The sequence below is a fragment of the Pseudomonas sp. AC169 genome, assembly GCF_979258515.1.
Genome location: NZ_OZ409866.1, coordinates 5,609,381 through 5,626,092 on the forward strand (window position 1 = coordinate 5,609,381; position 16,712 = coordinate 5,626,092).

The 16,712-nt window shown below is 56.8% G+C and carries 16 protein-coding genes and 3 tRNA genes; 7 read left to right on the forward strand and 12 right to left on the reverse strand.

Annotated features, from left to right (window positions below):
• Position 1: 1 nt before the first annotated feature.
• The 4 genes from ACZZ0G_RS25045 (at position 2) to ACZZ0G_RS25060 (ending at position 1,230) form a co-directional block, all read left to right on the forward strand.
• Positions 2-77 (forward strand) — tRNA-Gly (locus tag ACZZ0G_RS25045).
• A 47-nt stretch (positions 78-124) separates the two neighbouring features.
• Positions 125-198 (forward strand) — tRNA-Cys (locus tag ACZZ0G_RS25050).
• 205 nt (positions 199-403) lie between these two features.
• Positions 404-877 carry a TIR domain-containing protein gene (locus tag ACZZ0G_RS25055; RefSeq protein ID WP_463557936.1) on the forward strand — a complete coding sequence of 158 codons (474 nt, stop codon included), beginning with the start codon at positions 404-406 and terminating at the stop codon, positions 875-877.
• Positions 826-1,230 (forward strand): hypothetical protein, encoded by a 405-nt coding sequence (locus ACZZ0G_RS25060; protein WP_463557937.1) that lies wholly within the window; start codon positions 826-828, stop codon positions 1,228-1,230. The genes ACZZ0G_RS25055 and ACZZ0G_RS25060 overlap by 52 nt, the downstream gene beginning before the upstream one ends.
• 41 nt (positions 1,231-1,271) lie before the next feature.
• Here the strand turns inward: ACZZ0G_RS25060 and ACZZ0G_RS25065 are convergent, their stop codons facing one another.
• The gene (locus ACZZ0G_RS25065) at positions 1,272-1,502 is read right to left on the reverse strand and encodes an integrase (protein ID WP_463557938.1); all 231 of its coding nucleotides are present in this window, start codon (positions 1,500-1,502) and stop codon (positions 1,272-1,274) included.
• 413 nt (positions 1,503-1,915) lie between these two features.
• Here ACZZ0G_RS25065 and ACZZ0G_RS25070 point away from each other — a divergent pair, with 413 nt between their 5' ends.
• Both ACZZ0G_RS25070 and ACZZ0G_RS25075 read left to right on the forward strand, forming a co-directional pair.
• On the forward strand, positions 1,916-3,061 hold the full coding sequence (locus ACZZ0G_RS25070) for an acyltransferase family protein (protein WP_463557939.1): 1,146 nt from the start codon (positions 1,916-1,918) through the stop codon (positions 3,059-3,061).
• A gap of 820 nt (positions 3,062-3,881) precedes the next feature.
• Positions 3,882-3,968 (forward strand) — tRNA-Leu (locus ACZZ0G_RS25075).
• Positions 3,969-4,033: 65 nt separating this feature from the next.
• Here the strand turns inward: ACZZ0G_RS25075 and ACZZ0G_RS25080 are convergent.
• The 10 genes from ACZZ0G_RS25080 to ACZZ0G_RS25125 all read right to left on the reverse strand — a co-directional run bounded on the left by ACZZ0G_RS25080 (position 4,034) and on the right by ACZZ0G_RS25125 (position 14,431).
• On the reverse strand, positions 4,034-4,318 hold the full coding sequence (locus ACZZ0G_RS25080; protein ID WP_463557940.1) for a hypothetical protein: 285 nt from the start codon (positions 4,316-4,318) through the stop codon (positions 4,034-4,036).
• A gap of 266 nt (positions 4,319-4,584) precedes the next feature.
• Positions 4,585-4,815, reverse strand: coding sequence for a hypothetical protein (locus tag ACZZ0G_RS25085; RefSeq protein ID WP_008082703.1), 231 nt, complete (start codon positions 4,813-4,815; stop codon positions 4,585-4,587).
• Positions 4,816-4,933: 118 nt separating this feature from the next.
• A complete protein-coding gene (locus ACZZ0G_RS25090; RefSeq protein ID WP_463557941.1) occupies positions 4,934-5,164 on the reverse strand; it encodes a hypothetical protein in 231 nt (76 codons plus the stop codon).
• 71 nt (positions 5,165-5,235) lie between these two features.
• Entirely contained in the window at positions 5,236-6,873 is a 1,638-nt protein-coding gene (locus tag ACZZ0G_RS25095; protein WP_463557942.1) for an ABC-F family ATP-binding cassette domain-containing protein, read from the reverse strand.
• A gap of 144 nt (positions 6,874-7,017) precedes the next feature.
• The gene (locus tag ACZZ0G_RS25100; RefSeq protein WP_463557943.1) at positions 7,018-8,055 is read right to left on the reverse strand and encodes a DNA topoisomerase IB; all 1,038 of its coding nucleotides are present in this window, start codon (positions 8,053-8,055) and stop codon (positions 7,018-7,020) included.
• A 69-nt stretch (positions 8,056-8,124) separates the two neighbouring features.
• Positions 8,125-9,204: a molybdenum ABC transporter ATP-binding protein gene (gene modC / locus ACZZ0G_RS25105; protein WP_463557944.1), complete on the reverse strand. Its 1,080-nt coding sequence runs from the start codon at positions 9,202-9,204 to the stop codon at positions 8,125-8,127.
• A 3-nt stretch (positions 9,205-9,207) separates the two neighbouring features.
• Positions 9,208-9,888 carry a molybdate ABC transporter permease subunit gene (gene modB / locus ACZZ0G_RS25110; protein WP_463557945.1) on the reverse strand — a complete coding sequence of 227 codons (681 nt, stop codon included), beginning with the start codon at positions 9,886-9,888 and terminating at the stop codon, positions 9,208-9,210.
• A 1-nt stretch (position 9,889) separates the two neighbouring features.
• Positions 9,890-10,657 (reverse strand): molybdate ABC transporter substrate-binding protein, encoded by a 768-nt coding sequence (modA, locus tag ACZZ0G_RS25115; RefSeq protein ID WP_463557946.1) that lies wholly within the window; start codon positions 10,655-10,657, stop codon positions 9,890-9,892.
• A 167-nt stretch (positions 10,658-10,824) separates the two neighbouring features.
• Positions 10,825-11,889 (reverse strand): NAD(P)H-dependent flavin oxidoreductase, encoded by a 1,065-nt coding sequence (locus ACZZ0G_RS25120; RefSeq protein WP_463557947.1) that lies wholly within the window; start codon positions 11,887-11,889, stop codon positions 10,825-10,827.
• A gap of 106 nt (positions 11,890-11,995) precedes the next feature.
• Positions 11,996-14,431 carry an autotransporter gene (locus tag ACZZ0G_RS25125; protein ID WP_463557948.1) on the reverse strand — a complete coding sequence of 812 codons (2,436 nt, stop codon included), beginning with the start codon at positions 14,429-14,431 and terminating at the stop codon, positions 11,996-11,998.
• Positions 14,432-14,619: 188 nt separating this feature from the next.
• Between ACZZ0G_RS25125 and acuI the strand changes: the two genes are divergently transcribed.
• Positions 14,620-15,603, forward strand: coding sequence for an acrylyl-CoA reductase (NADPH) (acuI, locus tag ACZZ0G_RS25130; protein ID WP_463557949.1), 984 nt, complete (start codon positions 14,620-14,622; stop codon positions 15,601-15,603).
• Here the strand turns inward: acuI and ada are convergent.
• Entirely contained in the window at positions 15,600-16,667 is a 1,068-nt protein-coding gene (gene ada / locus ACZZ0G_RS25135) for a bifunctional DNA-binding transcriptional regulator/O6-methylguanine-DNA methyltransferase Ada (RefSeq protein WP_463557950.1), read from the reverse strand. The genes acuI and ada overlap by 4 nt on opposite strands.
• Positions 16,668-16,712: the final 45 nt, after the last annotated feature.

Below are 16,712 nucleotides of genomic sequence, written 5' to 3' on the forward strand. Positions count from 1 at the left end.
AGCGGGAATAGCTCAGTTGGTAGAGCACGACCTTGCCAAGGTCGGGGTCGCGAGTTCGAGTCTCGTTTCCCGCTCCAAGTTTAAAACGCATTTGTTGTTGTGCTACTGATAGCAAATGTTTTGAGGCCGAGTAGCAAAATGGTTATGCAGTGGATTGCAAATCCACCTACGCCGGTTCGATTCCGACCTCGGCCTCCACTATAAATAACCCCGTAGATCAATGATCTACGGGGTTTTTTATTGCCTGTCGAAAAGTGGGGTGTTCCGCAATTTTTGCCAGGTGTTCCGCAACCATGCTTTAAACACTGCGTGAGGTATTACTTTCTCCAAGGGTGGAGTAGTGGCGCAATGCTGTTCGGCTGTGACATATTGCTGTCGGATCTAGGTCAAAAGGGGTCATAAGTTGAAAATTTTTGTAAGCTGGTCGGGAGCACGGAGTAGGGTCGTTGCCGAGATGCTGAGTGAGTGGATCAGATGCGTGCTTCAGGCATCGCAACCTTGGATATCAACGCAGCACATTGATAAGGGCGCAATCTGGTTTTCTGAAATCTCTGACCAGCTTCGGGATACGGCTGCAGGTATTGTTTGTTTAACGCAGGAAAATAAAAACAAGCCTTGGATTCTCTTCGAAACAGGCGCTCTTGCGAAAGGGCTGAGTGCCAACCGAGTCTGCACATTCCTGGTGGATTTGACATCAACTGATATTGAAGATCCATTAGCACAGTTTAACCATACAACGCCAGATCGACCGTCGGTTTGGGGGCTGGTAAGTACTTTGAATAATGCCTTGAGAATGGTCGACTTGATGAGCGAATTCTCAGGCAAGTGTTTGATACATATTGGCCTAAGTTCGAGGCGGATTTTTCTGCTGCGTTAGAAGCGACGCCCCAAGAAGCTCCTGCTGCTCCGCGATCGGACGATAGTATTCTTGCCGAAATTCTGGCAAATACTAGAGTACTTGCTGGACGGGTCAGGGAGTTGGAAGCTAAAGCTGTACCTATAACCACGCCTGATAGTAATTTTAGCAATTTTGCTTACTCCAATAAGTTGTACCGCCTTACAGATGCGGCGAAAGATCCCACTCTTCAAAAGGCCGATTATTATAAACTCGCCGAAGTCTTAGGTATCAATCGTGCTAATGCTGATGGTCTTTTATATACAGTAATGAGAGATCGAGATCAGGAAGTTGTGGACGCGTTAAAGGTTTTACGGGACCAGGATAATAATTAATAGCCATCACATCAAACTGATGTGGTTTGTGACTTTCAGGTTTACTTGGTAGGTTTCACTTTTTCGCCGACCCGTCGGTAGACTTTCTTTGTCATTTCCTCCGTTGAATGGCCAGGCAAGCGACTGGCGTTGGCGATATCCTCAATTTCACTTACTGCTTTTGGACGGATATCTTTGAACTGGAATTTGAGGATTGAAGCTGCCAGCGCTGTATCACGTTCTGCTGCGGCTTTGGCGGCAGCCTCTGTCTCATTTTCGCCGTCCGTCGCCACCGTACGGCAGCCCGAGCAGGGCAAGCGCCTCGCGCTTTAGCAAAGCCTATCGGCCAGTGAGCAAACGCACTTCAAGAAATGAGTGATACACAACGTTACCACGATCGCCTGCGTGATCGCCTTGCCACTTCTGTCTTGCGGCTGTCAGTCCTCATCGATGCGGGTTCAGCCGGTGGCTGTTAAGTGCCTGCCATCGCCACCGCCCGCCGGCAGGGAGGATCATACAGCCGTGCGCTTCCGACTTGACCCAGCGCATGCTCAACGAATTGTCGCCATCACCGATGAAGGCGGCCGGGGATTGATTGCGCCGGCCGCTTTCAAGCTTATTTAAGAGCGATAACTAAGTAACGAAGGGCGCAAATCAAAGTAGCTATATGATAGGATCCGCCTCAAATTTTCATGGTGAGCTACTAATGGTTACAAGGAAGGTACATGGGTTAACTTCGCTAAGATTTTTTGCGGCGTTCGCCATATTGATACATCACTCGCAGGGAATATTTGTTCCAGAGGGCTATTTTAATAACATCCCTTTCTTTGGGGGGGTTGGATTCTTTTTTGTACTATCAGGCTTTATTCTTTCGCACGCACACTCAAGCGTGTCAGGGGTTGGTGAAATAACGAGATTTTACGTCTCAAGAGTTGCTCGACTTTGGCCTGCTCATGTGTTTTGTACGATTATCATTCTGCTTTTAATACCTTATCAAGCTTCATTGCTTAATTCGTGGAGCAATATTGCAATTTTCTTCTCTAATTTGTTCCTTGTACATTCGATAATCCCAGTCCCCATTGCCTATTTTTCTTTCAATAGCGTCTCGTGGAGCATTTCCACTGAGATGTTTTTTTATGCGCTTTTTCCGGTTTTGCTGGTTTGGTTGCCATCAAGTCCCGTCGCTAAGTACGTTACAATTTTGATTTTAGGAGGGGTGGTTGCGGTGGCATTGGACTATTCGGGAGTACCGTATTTTCCCTCCGATAATCCGCAGGGCGTTACAGGGCACGGGCTTGTATATATAAACCCGATTGGAAGGATTCAAGAGTTTGTTCTAGGTATCTTGTGTCACAGGTTTATGATTGGCGTTGATCGGATGAAAATAAATTTCAAGTTTGCGAGCGCTATGGAAGTCTTGGTTGTTATTGCAGTGATATTGCTTTCCCCAGTGTTTGCTTTTTGGTTGCGTCCATATATAGGAAAGACTAGCCCAACACTCTTTGAATTTGTAAGGCATACATCGCTCGCATTGTTATTTGCGGTCATGATTTGTTGCTTTTACTTGGATAGGGGGATCCTCTCTAAGGCACTTTCTTGGCGGCCACTTGTATTGCTTGGCGAAATCAGCTTCTCGTTGTACTTGATCCACCAAATATTTTTCCGTGTCGTATCGGAGAATCACCTGCTGACAGATTTTTCGCCCTTTATCCGATTTTCATTAGCTGCGTCCTCCTCGATCATGGTTGCATACCTGATTTGGCGTTACGTCGAGAAGCCCTGCCAAAAATGGGTCATGCGCGCATATGACATTGCCCGGTCTAGGTCGAGGCAAGTCGAGCCAACTTATTGAGTCATGAGCGGGCGACCAGGCTGAAGGTGCTGACAATTCCAACCGAAAAGCTTTTATCATCAATAGATCGTCTTCGTCTGTGGTAGAAGGCCTTCAAATATTTCGCGAGGTTTCTCGGCTTCTTTCTTGTACGCATTCTCTGAGGTTCGCAGGTCGTACATTTTCATCACGCTAGCGCACCGCATCAGTGTGAATCTCTATCAGCTTGAAGATACGTTGGCGTTCTTGGTGCAACAGCAGGGCCAGCTCCTCAAACTCGTTTTCGTAGAGGGCGAGCTGGTGGTGGCATGTTTGGAGCGGCGTCGGACAATCGAGCCAGTTGCCGGTGTTTCGATATCGGGGATCCACAGAAGGCCCCTTGCTGTGCACTGTTTGAATGCGCAGTGATTGAGGGGCGGTACGTTGGCGGGCGGGAGGCGACAAGCTGCCGGCCACTGAACTCCGCAGCGAAAAATCGAATTCTTGAATTTCGTGGCTTGTAGCCGCTTAAAAATCAGTAGCTTGCGGCGCCTAAATAGTGCTAACCTATTGATCTACTTAGCTTTGTAGCGTGGATTGCAAATCCACCTACGCCGGTTCGATTCCGACCTCGGCCTCCACTATAAACAAGCTCCGTAGATCCATGATTTACGGAGCTTTTTTATTTGCACTGCGTTGCAAGATTTAGTCTTGAAATACGGCCAATGCAAACTTGCTTCGCCGGGAAGTGATGTATATATTTCCCGCTCTGCTGTTCAAGGTTGGATCCTTTCAGGATTGCGACTATGTAGCGGAGCAGAGCAGAGCAGAGCAGAGCAGAGCAGAGCAGCACCGCGCTACCGCCCGAATGGCGAAACTGGTAGACGCATGGGACTTAAAATCCCCCGCTCGTAAGGGCGTGCCGGTTCGATTCCGGCTTCGGGCACCATGAATATCAAAGGCCTGCATGAGTTTTCTCATGCGGGCCTTTTTTTGTGCCTTTTTTATGTGGGGCTAAACGAACGCCTGCCCGCTAAAACCCCGAGGCAAGCGCTGAAGGCCGGCCATTGCGGTCAGGTGCTCGACCCATTCTGCACGCCAGTTTGTTTGACTGTGCGTGGCTTTCGCCTGGCGGGCCATTCTGCGCGCTGCGTTGCGCTGATCCTTTCTTGCTTGTTTGTAGGCGTCGGTATTACGGCAACTGCGGCATTTCACACGATTGAGCTCTCGGCTTGCCGACAGTTGGTTGCCTTTGTGACCACAGGCCAGATGCCCGTCGACGTTGAAATGGATGACCATAACTGTCTCCTTTGCGACGTGTATTAGTTGTGACAACTCAAGCACCACGCCGTTCTGTGGTTGGGCGCAGACAAAAAAACACCCGCATGGGGAGCGGGTGAGAAAGTCGTTTTGCAAAGGAGTGCTGTCACTGTAGACGCGCAGATGTGGTCATTACGTGAAAAAGCAATAGCTGGAAAAATAAACGTACTGTGCACGCGAGCGCGGTGACCCGTGCATCAGTCACCGCTTATGAGGCAAATCCTGAGACCGTGGTGAATTCGACGTCATCTGAACCGAGGCAGTGGCCGATCGACAGGTTTGAGCGCAGACAGCGTATTGCGAATCAGCGGAGCATCCTTCTCGATATCGTTCAGCCGGTCACGGATGCGCAGGGCGGTCGGGTGTCCGCCTTGGTGATCGACCCAGTCGGCGATCTCTTTGCAGGCGGCCGCGAGCCGCGCTTGCCGAGCGTCGAGCAGGGTGAGGAGGGTGGTGATGGACTCTTTTTCGGACATGGAACACCTCCGTTCAATGAAACCTGAGCTGCAGCAAAAAGCCCGCGTGTTGCGAGCCTTCTGCCGTGGGGTGCTGCTCCTTCAGCTGGTTTCAGTATAGACCCGCTTCTGATCGGCATCAGCCGGACGATTCGCGGGCTGGTAGTAGGGAACTGACTGCGTTGAGACGCTTGCATTCGCGCTTGGCGTCCTCTTCCAGGTCGTAGCCATCGCCGATGAAACCGCCCGTGCGCGTGTCACAGATGCGAAACCAGCCAATGGCTTCGGCGGGATCATGATGGCTGTCACCGGCGCGTCGACCGTGAATAATGATCTTGTTGCAACGCTTCACGACGAAAATGTCTTCCATGGCGTCACCGCAGCTGATTCGTGTCAGATCAACTATAGAAGCCCCCGGCAATCGTGCAAAAAATAGACAGCTCAGCTCGTCGGTTGCCATTGCCAGCCTTCGGGGTGCCAGATCAGGTGATGGCTTGGGTTTAATGCCTGAAGAAACGCTTGATCGTGGGAAACCGCGACAATCGCACCGGGAAATGTCTGCAAGGCGTGTTCGAACGCTTGTACCGACTCCAGGTCCAGATGATTGGTGGGTTCATCCAGCAACAGCAATTGCGCAGGCGTCTGACACCACAATGCCAACGCGAGGGCGGCTTTCAGGCGTTCACCGCCACTCAGTGAAGCACATGGCCGAGTAGCGCGTAGCGCGTTCAGTTGCAGGTGTGCGAGGGAACTGCGTAACGTGCCTTCGCTTAGCGGCGTCTGCTGTGCCTGCAATTGTTCGACAACGGATGTGTGGTAATCCAGCCGTTTCAGCTGTTGATCGAGAAAGGCAAAAGGTACATGCGTGATGCATTCGCCACTCACGGGCGCCAACTCGCCAGCCAGTAATTTCAACAGCGTTGATTTGCCACATCCGTTGGGGCCGTGGACAGCGATGCGCATCGGCCCCCGAATGGCGAGATCAAGCCGACGTGTGGGCGCATCTACCGGCAACCATGGCAAGCACGCGTCGTTCAGCGTGCACACCCGGCGATGACTCGGAACCATGCTCCCCGGCAAATTGATCAGTACGTCGTCGTCCGGCAGAACGTTGGCGTACGCCTCACGAACGCGTTCATCCAGATCGAGCTTACGTGCCTGATGGCCAATCCTTACGTGTCCCATGATGTCTCGCGCCGCCGCTTTTATCGCTGCACGCTCGAAGCCTGAAACGTTGGCGGTCTGTGCATTGCGACGGCTGCCGGCCGCATGGCGCTGGATCGTGTCGTGTTCGCGCTGCAGCCGCGTGCGTTGACGCTGACGTTCATTACGAGCCTGATCGAGTTGTGCATGGGCTGCCTGTTGCTGTATTCGGCGCTGCTCTGTGAAGTCCGAGAATCTTCCGCTGAAAACGCGTGCTCCATCAGGCGAGAGTTCGACGATTCGCTGCACCCGCTCCAGCAATTGCCGGTCGTGACTGACGATGATCAATCCGCCATGCCAACGTTCAAGCGTACTCATCAGCCATTGTCGACCGGCACCGTCGAGGTGATTGGTTGGTTCGTCGAGCACCAGCAATGGCGCCTGACTCAGCAGCGCGCCGATCAGGGCAATTCTGGCTTGCTGGCCACCACTGAGATTTTCGGTGAGGTCCGTAGTGGTGATGTCGGTCAGCCCCGCCTCATCAAGCATTTGGCGCAAGCGTTCCGTCAGATCCCAGCGTTCGCCGATAAGGTCGAAATCGCCGGCAGCGGCACAACCGAGCTTTAGCCGCTCCAATGCGCTGAGTGCCGACGCCGTGCCCGTCGCTTCGGCCACGGTTTGCCCTGTTTCAGTGATGAAAGTCTGCTCGACGTAGTGCGCGGCCCCAGCGCGAGCCAAGGCGCCGGAGGTGGGCTGTAACTGCCCGGCAATCAGGCGTGCGAGCACGCTTTTGCCAACACCGTTGCGTCCGATGATCGCGGTCGGTTGATCATCGAAAGTCAGGTTCAGGTTTTCAAACAGTGTTGCGCCGTTGGCGAACTGAAAACCCAGTTGATTGAGGGAAACGAGCGCGGGTGTACGCGAGACGTGAGTCATCGGCACCTCCAGAAAATGTCGTGAAAACTGACAAACGCCGAGAACGGCGTGTCGCGATTACATTTTTAGAGGACTGGATTGTTCACTTCTGCGGTCGTCCGGAGGTGGGGAAGGTGGCTAGCCTAGATGACGCTGTACGGCGGATCAAGAGGCGTCGGTCATTTCCAGCATTCGCTCGAGAAACATCGCCAACGCCACTTCCTCGGCGCGCAGGCCTTTGCGCACACGCGGACGAGGTAGCTCAGCGAGGGCGCCGAGCATGAATTTCTCCACTACGGCGGGGTGGATATAGCACTTGCGGCACACCGCCGGAGTGTTGCCCAACTGTTTGGCGACGCCTTTGACCATCTCCACCACATGCCGTTTGGCCTCGGCCTCGGACTCCCATTGCAATTCGCGCAACACCGAAAGGGCCAGAGCGCTGCCCGCCCAGGTGCGGTAATCCTTGGCGGTGAAGTCGGCGCCGGTGAGGGTTTGCAGGTAGGCGTTGACGTCGGAAGAACTGACGGTGTGCCGCTCACCGTTTTCATCCAGATACTGAAACAGGTTCTGGCCGGGAATTTCCAGACAACGCTTGATGATGCGCGCCAAGCGTCGATCCTTGACGGTGATCTGGTGTTCGATACCGCTTTTGCCACGAAACTGGAACAGGATCGCACTGCCGTTGACCTCGACATGTCGGCTGCGCAGGGTGGTCAGGCCATAGGAGCGATTGTCCCGGGCGTATTGTGTATTGCCGACCCGGATCAGCGTGGCATCGAGCAGGGTGATCACCGTGGCCATGACTTTGTCGCGACTGAAACCGGGCGCGGCCAATAGCGCTTCCAGTTGCTTGCGCAGCTTCGGCAGGGCCAGGCCAAATTCACGCAGGCGTGAATACTTGTCGGCATCGCGCACTTCGCGCCAACGCACGTGATAACGATATTGCTTGCGGCCACGGGCATCACGGCCGGTGGCTTGCAAATGACCACGCGGGTCGCGGCAGATCCATACATCGGTATACGCCGGCGGCACGGCGAGGGCATTGATGCGTTTGATCTCGTCCGGGTCGCTGATGCGCTGGCCTGACGGTTCGAAATAAACGAACTTGCCGCGCAGTTTCCTGCGGGTGATACCGGGCTGGGTGTCGTCGACGTAATGCAGGTCGGAGGGCAGTTCAGCAATCAGCTCGGTGTCGGGCATGGCGTTTTCCTTGGAGGACGCGGTCTGTAAAGCGATTGACCGCACGCTGTTGCCGTGGTGCCGAATGATTTAGGCGAGGACTGCGACCGCTTTGATCTGCGCCCATAAATGCTGGCCCGGATGCACGCCCAACTGGTCCCGGGAGTAGCGTGTGATGCGCGCGAGCAGCGGAGTGCCGCCAGCATCGAGACGAATCAGTACGTGGGCGGCGTTGTCGGCCGATTGTTCGCTGACCACCGTCACCGGCAGTCGATTAAGGATGCTGCTGAACTCGCTGTTCTGCAGACTCAGGCTGATATCCCGCGCGTGGACTTTGCAGCGCAGGGCCTGCCCCAGCGCCATTGGCGCATGCGTCACGCGGATGTTCATCTCGGTGGCCGGCAATTGCAGGCTCAGCAGTTGATATTGCGCATCGTAGGCGCTGACCTGGCCCTCAATGATCACGCCGGCGTCATCGCCCATTGCCATCGGCAGGTCAAGGCGTGCGAGGGTTTCACCAATCGGGCCGCTGGCCAGCGCTTTGCCTTCGCTGAGCAGGACCAGGTGATCGGCCAGTTGCGCTACTTCATCCTGGGCATGACTGACGTACAGCACCGGAATGTCCAGTTCGTCGTGCAGGCGTTGCAGGTACGGCAGGATTTCACTTTTGCGCTGGCTATCGAGAGCGGCCAGTGGTTCGTCCATCAACAGCAGTTTCGGGCTGGTCAGCAGCGCACGGGCGATGCCGACACGCTGACGTTCGCCGCCGGACAAATGCTGAGGATGACGCTCAAGCAAATGGCCGATCCCCAAAAGTTCGGTGGCCTGCGCCATGTCGACCCGACGCTGAGACTTGGCGATGCGCTTGAGGCCGAATTGCAGATTGGCCATTACCGATAGGTGCGCAAACAGGCTGGCTTCCTGAAACACATAGCCGAGTGCACGTTTGTGTGGCGCGACGAAAACGCCGTTGTCGCTGTCCTGCCAGACTTCATCGTTGATCTGGATAAAGCCCTGTTCCGTGCGCTCAAGTCCGGCGATACAGCGCAGGCAGGTGGTTTTACCCGAACCGGAGTGCCCATAAAGTGCAGTCACGCCACGGCCGGGCAAGTGCAGATCGACATCGAGGCGGAAGCCCGTATAGGCCAGTTTCAAACGTACATCAATCATCGATCAGCTCCAGCCTGCGCGAGTCTTGCGGCTGGAGTACAACGCCAGCAACACCAGAAACGAGAACACCAGCATTGCCCCGGCGAGCCAGTGAGCCTGCGCGTATTCCATCGCTTCGACGTGGTCGTAGATCTGCACGGAAACCACGCGGGTCTTGTCGGGAATGTTGCCGCCGATCATCAGCACCACGCCAAATTCACCGACGGTATGCGCGAAGCCGAGGATCGCCGCCGTGATAAAGCCGGGGCGAGCCAGTGGCAGAATTACGCTGAAAAACGTGTCCCACGGATTGGCGCGCAGGGTCGCGGCCACTTCCAGTGGACGGGTGCCGATCGCCGAGAAGGCGTTTTGCAACGGTTGCACCACGAACGGCATGGAATAGATCACCGAACCGATCACCAGCCCGGTGAAGCTGAACGTCAAAGTGCCCAGCCCCAGCCATTGGGTGAACTGGCCGAGAAAGCCGTGCGGGCCCATCATCAATAGCAGATAGAAACCGATCACGGTCGGTGGCAATACAAGGGGCAGGGCGACGATTGCCCCGATCGGGCCGCGCAACCACGAACGGGTGCGCGACAGCCACAGGGCAATCGGAGTGCCGATCACCAGCAGAATCGCGGTGGTCAGGGACGCCAGTTTCAGGGTCAGCCAGATCGCCGCGAAATCGGCACTCGTCAGCGACATTTTAGAGCTGGTAACCGTAGGACTTGATCACCGCAGCGGCTTTCGGGCCTTTGAGGTATTCAACCAGTGCTTTGGCGGCGGCATTGTCTTTACCTTTGTTCAGAATGACTGCGTCCTGTTTGATCGGATCATGCATGCTCGCAGGGACAATCCACGCCGAACCGCTGCTGACTTTGCCATCCTTGTAGATCTGCGACAGGGCGACAAAACCCAACTCCGCGTTGCCGGTCGAGACAAATTGGTAAGCCTGTGTGATGTTCTGGCCTTCAACGATCTTGGCTTTGGTGGCTTCGGTCAGTTTGAGTTTTTCCAGCACTTGCGTGGCTGCCAGGCCGTATGGCGCAGCTTTCGGGTTGGCAATGGACAGGTGCTGGTACTCGTTCTTTTTCAGAATCTCGCCTTTGGCATCGACATAACCTTCTTTCGCCGACCACAGCGCCAGAGTGCCAATGGCGTAGGTGAAGCGCGAACCCTTGACGGTGTCGCCTTCTTTTTCGAGTTTTTCCGGGGTGGTGTCGTCAGCGGAGAGGAACACTTCGAACGGCGCGCCATTCTTGATCTGGGTGTAGAACTGGCCAGTGGCGCCATAGGCTGCAACCAGTTTGTGCCCGGTGTCTTTTTCGAAATCGGCAGCGATGGCCTGGATTGGCGCGGTGAAATTGGCCGCAACAGCCACCTGCACTTCATCAGCCTGCACAGAGCCGATGGCGAAAACCGCGAGCAAAGAGGCCAGGCAGGTAGGGGCAAAACGTGAGGCACGAATGGTCATGTAACAGCTCCGTTGTTGGCTAATGCAGAGGGCAGCTATTGTTGGAGGTGGACTGCGCCGATGCGGGGTGATTCGCTATATAGCGGAATATATAGCGAAATGCCGCCAAACAGGAAGTGTTGGTTAATACCAGTGAGAGGACGCCTGAATTTTCGCGCTGTGCCGCTTCAATGGCCAGTGAGTTTTGCCAGTGCGCCGTCGGCCAATTGTCGGGTCAGTTCAGCGCTACCGAGGTCTTTGCCCAAGGTGAAGGCCTGACCAGCCCAGAGATTGGCAAACTCTGCTTCGTTGATCGCTCGCAAAGGCATCAGCGCACCCCCGGCCAAGGGAAACGCCGGTGCTTTCAGCGACATCGGCCCCAGTTCACGCATCACGCGGTTGAGAATGCCCCGTGCCGGACGTCCGGTGAAAATATTGGTGATCGCCGTTTCGCTTTCCTTGGCGGTGCGCAGCGCCTTGTGATGAGAGGCGCTGACTTTCGCTTCTGGCGTGAACAGGTAGGCCGTGCCGACCTGTACCGCCGATGCGCCCAATACAAACGCTGCCGCCACGCCACGTGCATCGGCAATGGCCCCGGCGGCAATCACCGGCACTTTCACCGCATCGACTACCTGCGGCACCAAGGCAAACGTGCCGACCTGACTGCTCAGGTCATCGCTGAGAAACATGCCGCGATGGCCGCCGGCCTCGTAACCCATTGCGATAATCGCGTCGCAGCCGTGCTGTTCCAGCCAGATCGCTTCATCGACAGTGGTGGCCGAGGAGAGAATTTTCGCCCCGGTTGCCTTGACCCGATCGAGCAGAGATTTCTCTGGCAGACCGAAATGGAAGCTCACGACTTCAGGTCGAAACTCCTCCAGCACTTCGCAGGCCGCCGCATCGAACGGTGCCCGATTCGACACCGGTGTCGGCGCATTGAAATCCACGCCCAGTTCCCGGTAATACGGTTCCAGCAGATGCTTCCAGTCATGCGCGCGTTGCTCATCGGCCACCGGAGGCTGATGGCAGAAGAGGTTCACGTTGAAGGGTTTATTGGTGTGTTGGCGAATGGTTTTCAGCTCTTCGCGCAATTGCTCGATGCTCAGCATGGCCGCCGGCATTGAACCCAAGCCACCGGCGTTGCACACGGCGATGACCATGGACGAATTCGTCGCACCGGCCATCGGGCCCTGGATGATCGGCAACTCGATGCCGAGCAGATCAAGAATGCGGGTGTCTGGCCATTGGCTCATTAGGGCGGTTCTCCGAACGATGTAGCGGGCAGGGTGGCAGGACCGGTTTTAGCAGCAAAACCGGATTCCGAGCCAGTTCGAAATTCAGAACAACCCGTGCAGTTTTTCAGCGTCGATGAAAACCGCCACCACCGCCGCCAAACGAGTGATTCATGAATTGCGAGGAGTTATGAAAGTTGTTGGTGCGCTGGTTGCCGAAGTTGCGCGCGGCGGATTCACGGTTGAGGTTCTGCAACTGCGCATTGTTATTGATCGGCGCAGTGCGAGTCGCGCCGCCCCCGACCATCGATTGCCAGCCATTGTCGGTCTTCTTGTACACGTTGCCGTCGTGGCCTGCATAAACGTTGTCACCCACGCGCGCCGCGCCGCCATTACGCCCGCGAACGCCGCCATATTGAGTGGTGTTGCCGGTGTTGGGGTTATACACGGCGCCCCGATTGGCGGTGACTTGCGTACCATTGCGCGCGTTGCCGGCGGTGACGCGTTCACCGGCAATGGCGCCGCCGTTCGGTCCGACTGCCACGCCGCTGCGTCCGGCAGCATAATTACCGGTGTAGACGTTATGCACGGCCCCGCGTTGACCGGCAGCCGCGACGCCAGTGCGGGAGTTGTAGGAAGAACCAACCTGACCGGCCCAGCGATTGCCAGTCCAGGCGTTGTAGCCTGCGCCATAGCGGCTGACCGTGGCCCGGTCACCCCACTGATGATAAATGTTGCCGGTGGTGCCAGCCCAGCCACCGGGGCCCCAGGCCACTGCGCCACCGCGATAGCCGTAAGCCGCACCACCCCAGGCCAATGGCGCCGGATACAGGTGCGGGCCCCAGGCGTAACCCCAACCGTAATTACCCCACCACGGGTAGGCGCCCCAGCCCCAGCCCATCGCCACGGTGCTGCCGCCCCAGCTCCAGCCAAAACCGAAACCGAAGGTCCAGCCCGTCCACGGCGTATAGCGGATGGCGACGCCGAAACCGTAAGTCACCGGCGGGCCATACCAGACGCTGCCGACCCAGGGCGTGTAGGGATAACCGGTGCCGTAGACCACAACGCCCGTGGCCGGATCCACATTCGAACCCTGATAACCCGGGGTGTAGCCGACCACAATCGTATCGCCACTGGACTCGTAGACTTTGACGTAGGTGAGGTAATGCATGGGCGAACTCGGCGGAATCGAATAGATCACTGCCGGCACGGAGCTGGCCACCACCCAAGGGCCGTTGACAGAGCTAGCGGTGAACCAGATGCCGTTTTCCACTGCGTACCAACTGTTGTTGTCGACACGGATGATCGGCGTTGCGCTGTTGACCACATATTGCAGCGGCGTGCTGTTGATGGCTTTGAGTTGCGGCTCGCCATCGAACTGTGGCGCGGTCATTTTTACCGCGCTTTTCTTGATCGCTGAAGTCTGTGGAATGGTCGCGGCGATGGCTGCCTCTTTGGCTTGCGGCGTGCCGGCGACCGAGGCTTTGACGTTTTCCTTTGGGCTGTCGTCGGGAATGTTGGCGAAATCTGTCGGCAGTTTGTCCGCTGGGGTAAATGTCCATGGGCCATTCATGTCAGTGGCGCGAAACCAGCGCCCGGAGATCAGCACGTAGCTGTTCTGGTCACCGATCTCCTTGAAGATGTGCCCGGTGGTATTGGTGACATACAGCAGACCCGTGCCTTGAATTGGCGACCATTGTGCCGCGCCATCAGTGACCAGCAATTCAGTGGGCGTGGTTGCGATGAAAATCTTCGGTTGTGGCGGTTTGGCCAGACTGGGGATCTTGTCTTTCGGATCGCTTTGCCCGGTCAGCAGATCGACTTGCCGGCTCTGAATGGCGGCCTGCTTGGCCTTCTCCAGATCCGCCGACGGTGTGGCGAGGCGTGTATAGGCGCCATTGATCTGGTCGGCGACCATCCAGCCATCGAAGACGTGCAGGTAATGTTTGCCTTGGGCATCTTTCAATAACAATGGGCGAGTGTTGATTACCCGCTGCAGCGCAGTACCGTCTACCGGCCTGTAGGCCGCATCGCCATCGATATAGACGAGCAGGGCGGGTACGTCGGAACTGATGATCGTCGGCGGGGTGTTTTCCAGCGGTGCGCTGTCAGCTTTCTGTTCGGCCGACAGTACGCTGACGGCCGCTTCCAGTTGATCCAGCGAAATGGTTTTCTTGCGGTTCTCGGCATCTTTTTGCAGCGCCGTTACCCATGTGGCGGCTTGACTGGCATCAGCCGGAAAATCGGCCTTGATGATTTTGTACTGATCCAGTGCGACCCAGCGCGTGGCTTTGTCGACCAGCGTATGTGCACTGAATTGCACAATGCCGTAGGTGGATTTGCCATCGGCTCCGGTGGCTTCAACGGCTGCGCGGGCATTGAGGGTGTAGCCGTCCCAACTGTCGAGTTGCGGCTGATACACCGTCAGCTTTGCCTTGCCGCTGCTGATGACTTGCGGCCAGGCCGGCTCGCTCGGAGCCTCGGCGGCAGGCGCGGCCCAGGCACTGCCGAATGCCAGCAGGCACAGGATCAAACTCATGAAGAGCGAGCGCGGGTAAGACATTGTCAGCTCCATCGACAGGCCTGTTTCTGAAGGAATAACGGCGAAACCACGACCGTCGAAAAAGCATAGCCGCCCGCCATGGAAATACCCGGCGGATTCACCGATTGGCGCAAAGTCGAATGTGGCAGGGTGTTGCGATGTGGTATTTCAAGGCACGACATTCTGAAAACCAGTCATGCGAGGCAGTCATGTTCAACGCCATTGTGATCGACAAAGACGACAGCGGTTATCGCGCCAACCTGCAACAGGTCAACGAAGAGCAATTGCCCCAAGGCGATGTCACCGTGGCTGTTGCGTACAGCACGCTGAACTTCAAGGATGGCCTGGCGATTACCGGTAGCAGTCCGGTGGTGCGCCAGTTTCCGATGGTGCCGGGGATCGACCTGGCGGGCACCGTAGAAAGCAGTTCGCACCCCGACTATAAGGTGGGTGATCAGGTGGTGCTCAATGGCTGGGGTGTCGGCGAGAATCACTGGGGCGGTCTGGCGCAGAAGGCGCGGCTGAATGGTGACTGGCTGATTCCATTGCCCAAAGCCTTTACGGCGGCACAAGCCATGGCGATCGGTACCGCCGGTTACACGGCGATGCTGTGCATTCTGGCGCTGGAGCGCAATGGTGTGACGCCAGAACAGGGTGAGGTGCTGGTCACAGGTGCCAATGGCGGCGTCGGCAGTTTTGCCATCGCCCTGCTGAGCAAGCTTGGTTATCGCGTCGTCGCGTCCACCGGCCGGGTTTCCGAGCATGAATATCTGCAGCAGTTGGGTGCAGGCGAAATCATCGATCGCGCGACCTTGTCAGCGCCCGGCAAGCCGCTGGCCAAGGAGCGCTGGGCAGCGGTGATCGATTCGGTGGGCAGTCATACGCTGGCCAATGCCTGCGCGAGCACTCGCTCCGAAGGCACCGTTGCCGCCTGTGGTCTGGCCCAGGGTATGGACTTCCCGGCTTCGGTGGCGCCGTTCATTTTGCGTGGCGTGACCCTCGCCGGTATCAACAGCGTGACCCAGCCCAAGGCGCGCCGTCTGGAAGCCTGGGATCGTCTGGCCAAGGACCTGGATTTCTCCTTGCTGGCCTTGATCAGCCATGAAATCGGCCTGAGTGAAGCCATCGACGCGGCGCCAAAATTGCTCGCCGGGCAACTTCGCGGACGGGTTGTGGTGGACGTCAATCGCTAAGGTTGCGTCTCGCGCCCAAGCAACTGACGCTTGCGCTCCACGCCCCAGCGATAGCCCGAAAGATTGCCATCGCTGCGCACCACGCGGTGGCAAGGGATCGCTACCGCCAGGCGGTTGGCTCCACAAGCCTGTGCCACCGCACGCATGGACGTCGGTGCGCCGATTCGTTGAGCTATCTCGGCGTAACTCGCGGTATGACCCGCCGGGATCTCCCGCAGCGCCTGCCATACGCGTTCCTGAAACGCAGTACCGCGAACGTCCAGTGGTAGATCCAGGCCAAGCGCCGGGGCTTCGATAAACCCTACAACCTTGGCAATCAGTTGCTCGAAGCCGACATCGGCGCCGATCAGGTTGGCCTGGCGAAACTGATCCTGCAGATCGCACACCAGTTGATGCGGTTCGTCACCCAACAGAATCGCACACACGCCGCGCTCGCTTTGCGCCACCAGAATCGCTCCGAGCGAGCATTGGCCTACGGCGAAGCGGATGTCGTTGTTCTTCCCGGCCGCGCGATAGTCACCAGGTTTCATGCCCAGCAAGTGATCCGCTGATTCATAGAAACGGCTGTTGGAATTGAAACCCGCGTCGTACAGCGCATCCGTCACCGAGCCGCCGTCTGCCAGGCGCTCACGGACTTTGCGCGAGCGATGGGCCGACGCGTAGCCTTTTGGCGTCAACCCCGTCGCGGCTTTGAATACGCGATGGAAGTGAAACGGACTCAGGCCGGCGGTTTCCGCCAGTTCATTCAGTGCCGGCGGGGTTTCGGCGGATTCGATGTGGCGGCAGGCTATGGCGACAGTCGCGGCGTGCTGCGCGGCGACATCACTCTGATCCTTGCTGGCACGCTTGCTCGGCCGATAGCCTGCAGCCTCGGCCTGCTCCGCAGTATCGAAAAACTCCACATTCTGCGGTTTCGGCAAGCGTGACAGGCTGCTCGGACGGCAGTAGATGCCGGTGGTTTTCACTGCGTAAACAAATTGCCCGTCCGCCCGTGAGTCCCGCGCAACTACAGCGGCCCAGCGTGGATCGTTTTCGGTGTTGAAGGGGGTCGAAAGCGTTTTCATGAGGGTTGTCCGTTGACCTGTTTGATTCAGGTTAACCAGCGTCGC

Coding starts and splice junctions, on each gene's coding strand:
- ACZZ0G_RS25070 (WP_463557939.1), top strand. CDS start 1,916: ATGGTTACAAGGAAGGTACATGGGTTAACTTCGCTAAGATTTTTTGCG.
- ACZZ0G_RS25080 (WP_463557940.1), bottom strand. CDS start 4,318: ATGGTCATCCATTTCAACGTCGACGGGCATCTGGCCTGTGGTCACAAA.
- ACZZ0G_RS25085 (WP_008082703.1), bottom strand. CDS start 4,815: ATGTCCGAAAAAGAGTCCATCACCACCCTCCTCACCCTGCTCGACGCT.
- ACZZ0G_RS25090 (WP_463557941.1), bottom strand. CDS start 5,164: ATGGAAGACATTTTCGTCGTGAAGCGTTGCAACAAGATCATTATTCAC.
- ACZZ0G_RS25095 (WP_463557942.1), bottom strand. CDS start 6,873: ATGACTCACGTCTCGCGTACACCCGCGCTCGTTTCCCTCAATCAACTG.
- ACZZ0G_RS25100 (WP_463557943.1), bottom strand. CDS start 8,055: ATGCCCGACACCGAGCTGATTGCTGAACTGCCCTCCGACCTGCATTAC.
- modC (WP_463557944.1), bottom strand. CDS start 9,204: ATGATTGATGTACGTTTGAAACTGGCCTATACGGGCTTCCGCCTCGAT.
- modB (WP_463557945.1), bottom strand. CDS start 9,888: ATGTCGCTGACGAGTGCCGATTTCGCGGCGATCTGGCTGACCCTGAAA.
- modA (WP_463557946.1), bottom strand. CDS start 10,657: ATGACCATTCGTGCCTCACGTTTTGCCCCTACCTGCCTGGCCTCTTTG.
- ACZZ0G_RS25120 (WP_463557947.1), bottom strand. CDS start 11,889: ATGAGCCAATGGCCAGACACCCGCATTCTTGATCTGCTCGGCATCGAG.
- ACZZ0G_RS25125 (WP_463557948.1), bottom strand. CDS start 14,431: ATGTCTTACCCGCGCTCGCTCTTCATGAGTTTGATCCTGTGCCTGCTG.
- acuI (WP_463557949.1), top strand. CDS start 14,620: ATGTTCAACGCCATTGTGATCGACAAAGACGACAGCGGTTATCGCGCC.
- ada (WP_463557950.1), bottom strand. CDS start 16,667: ATGAAAACGCTTTCGACCCCCTTCAACACCGAAAACGATCCACGCTGG.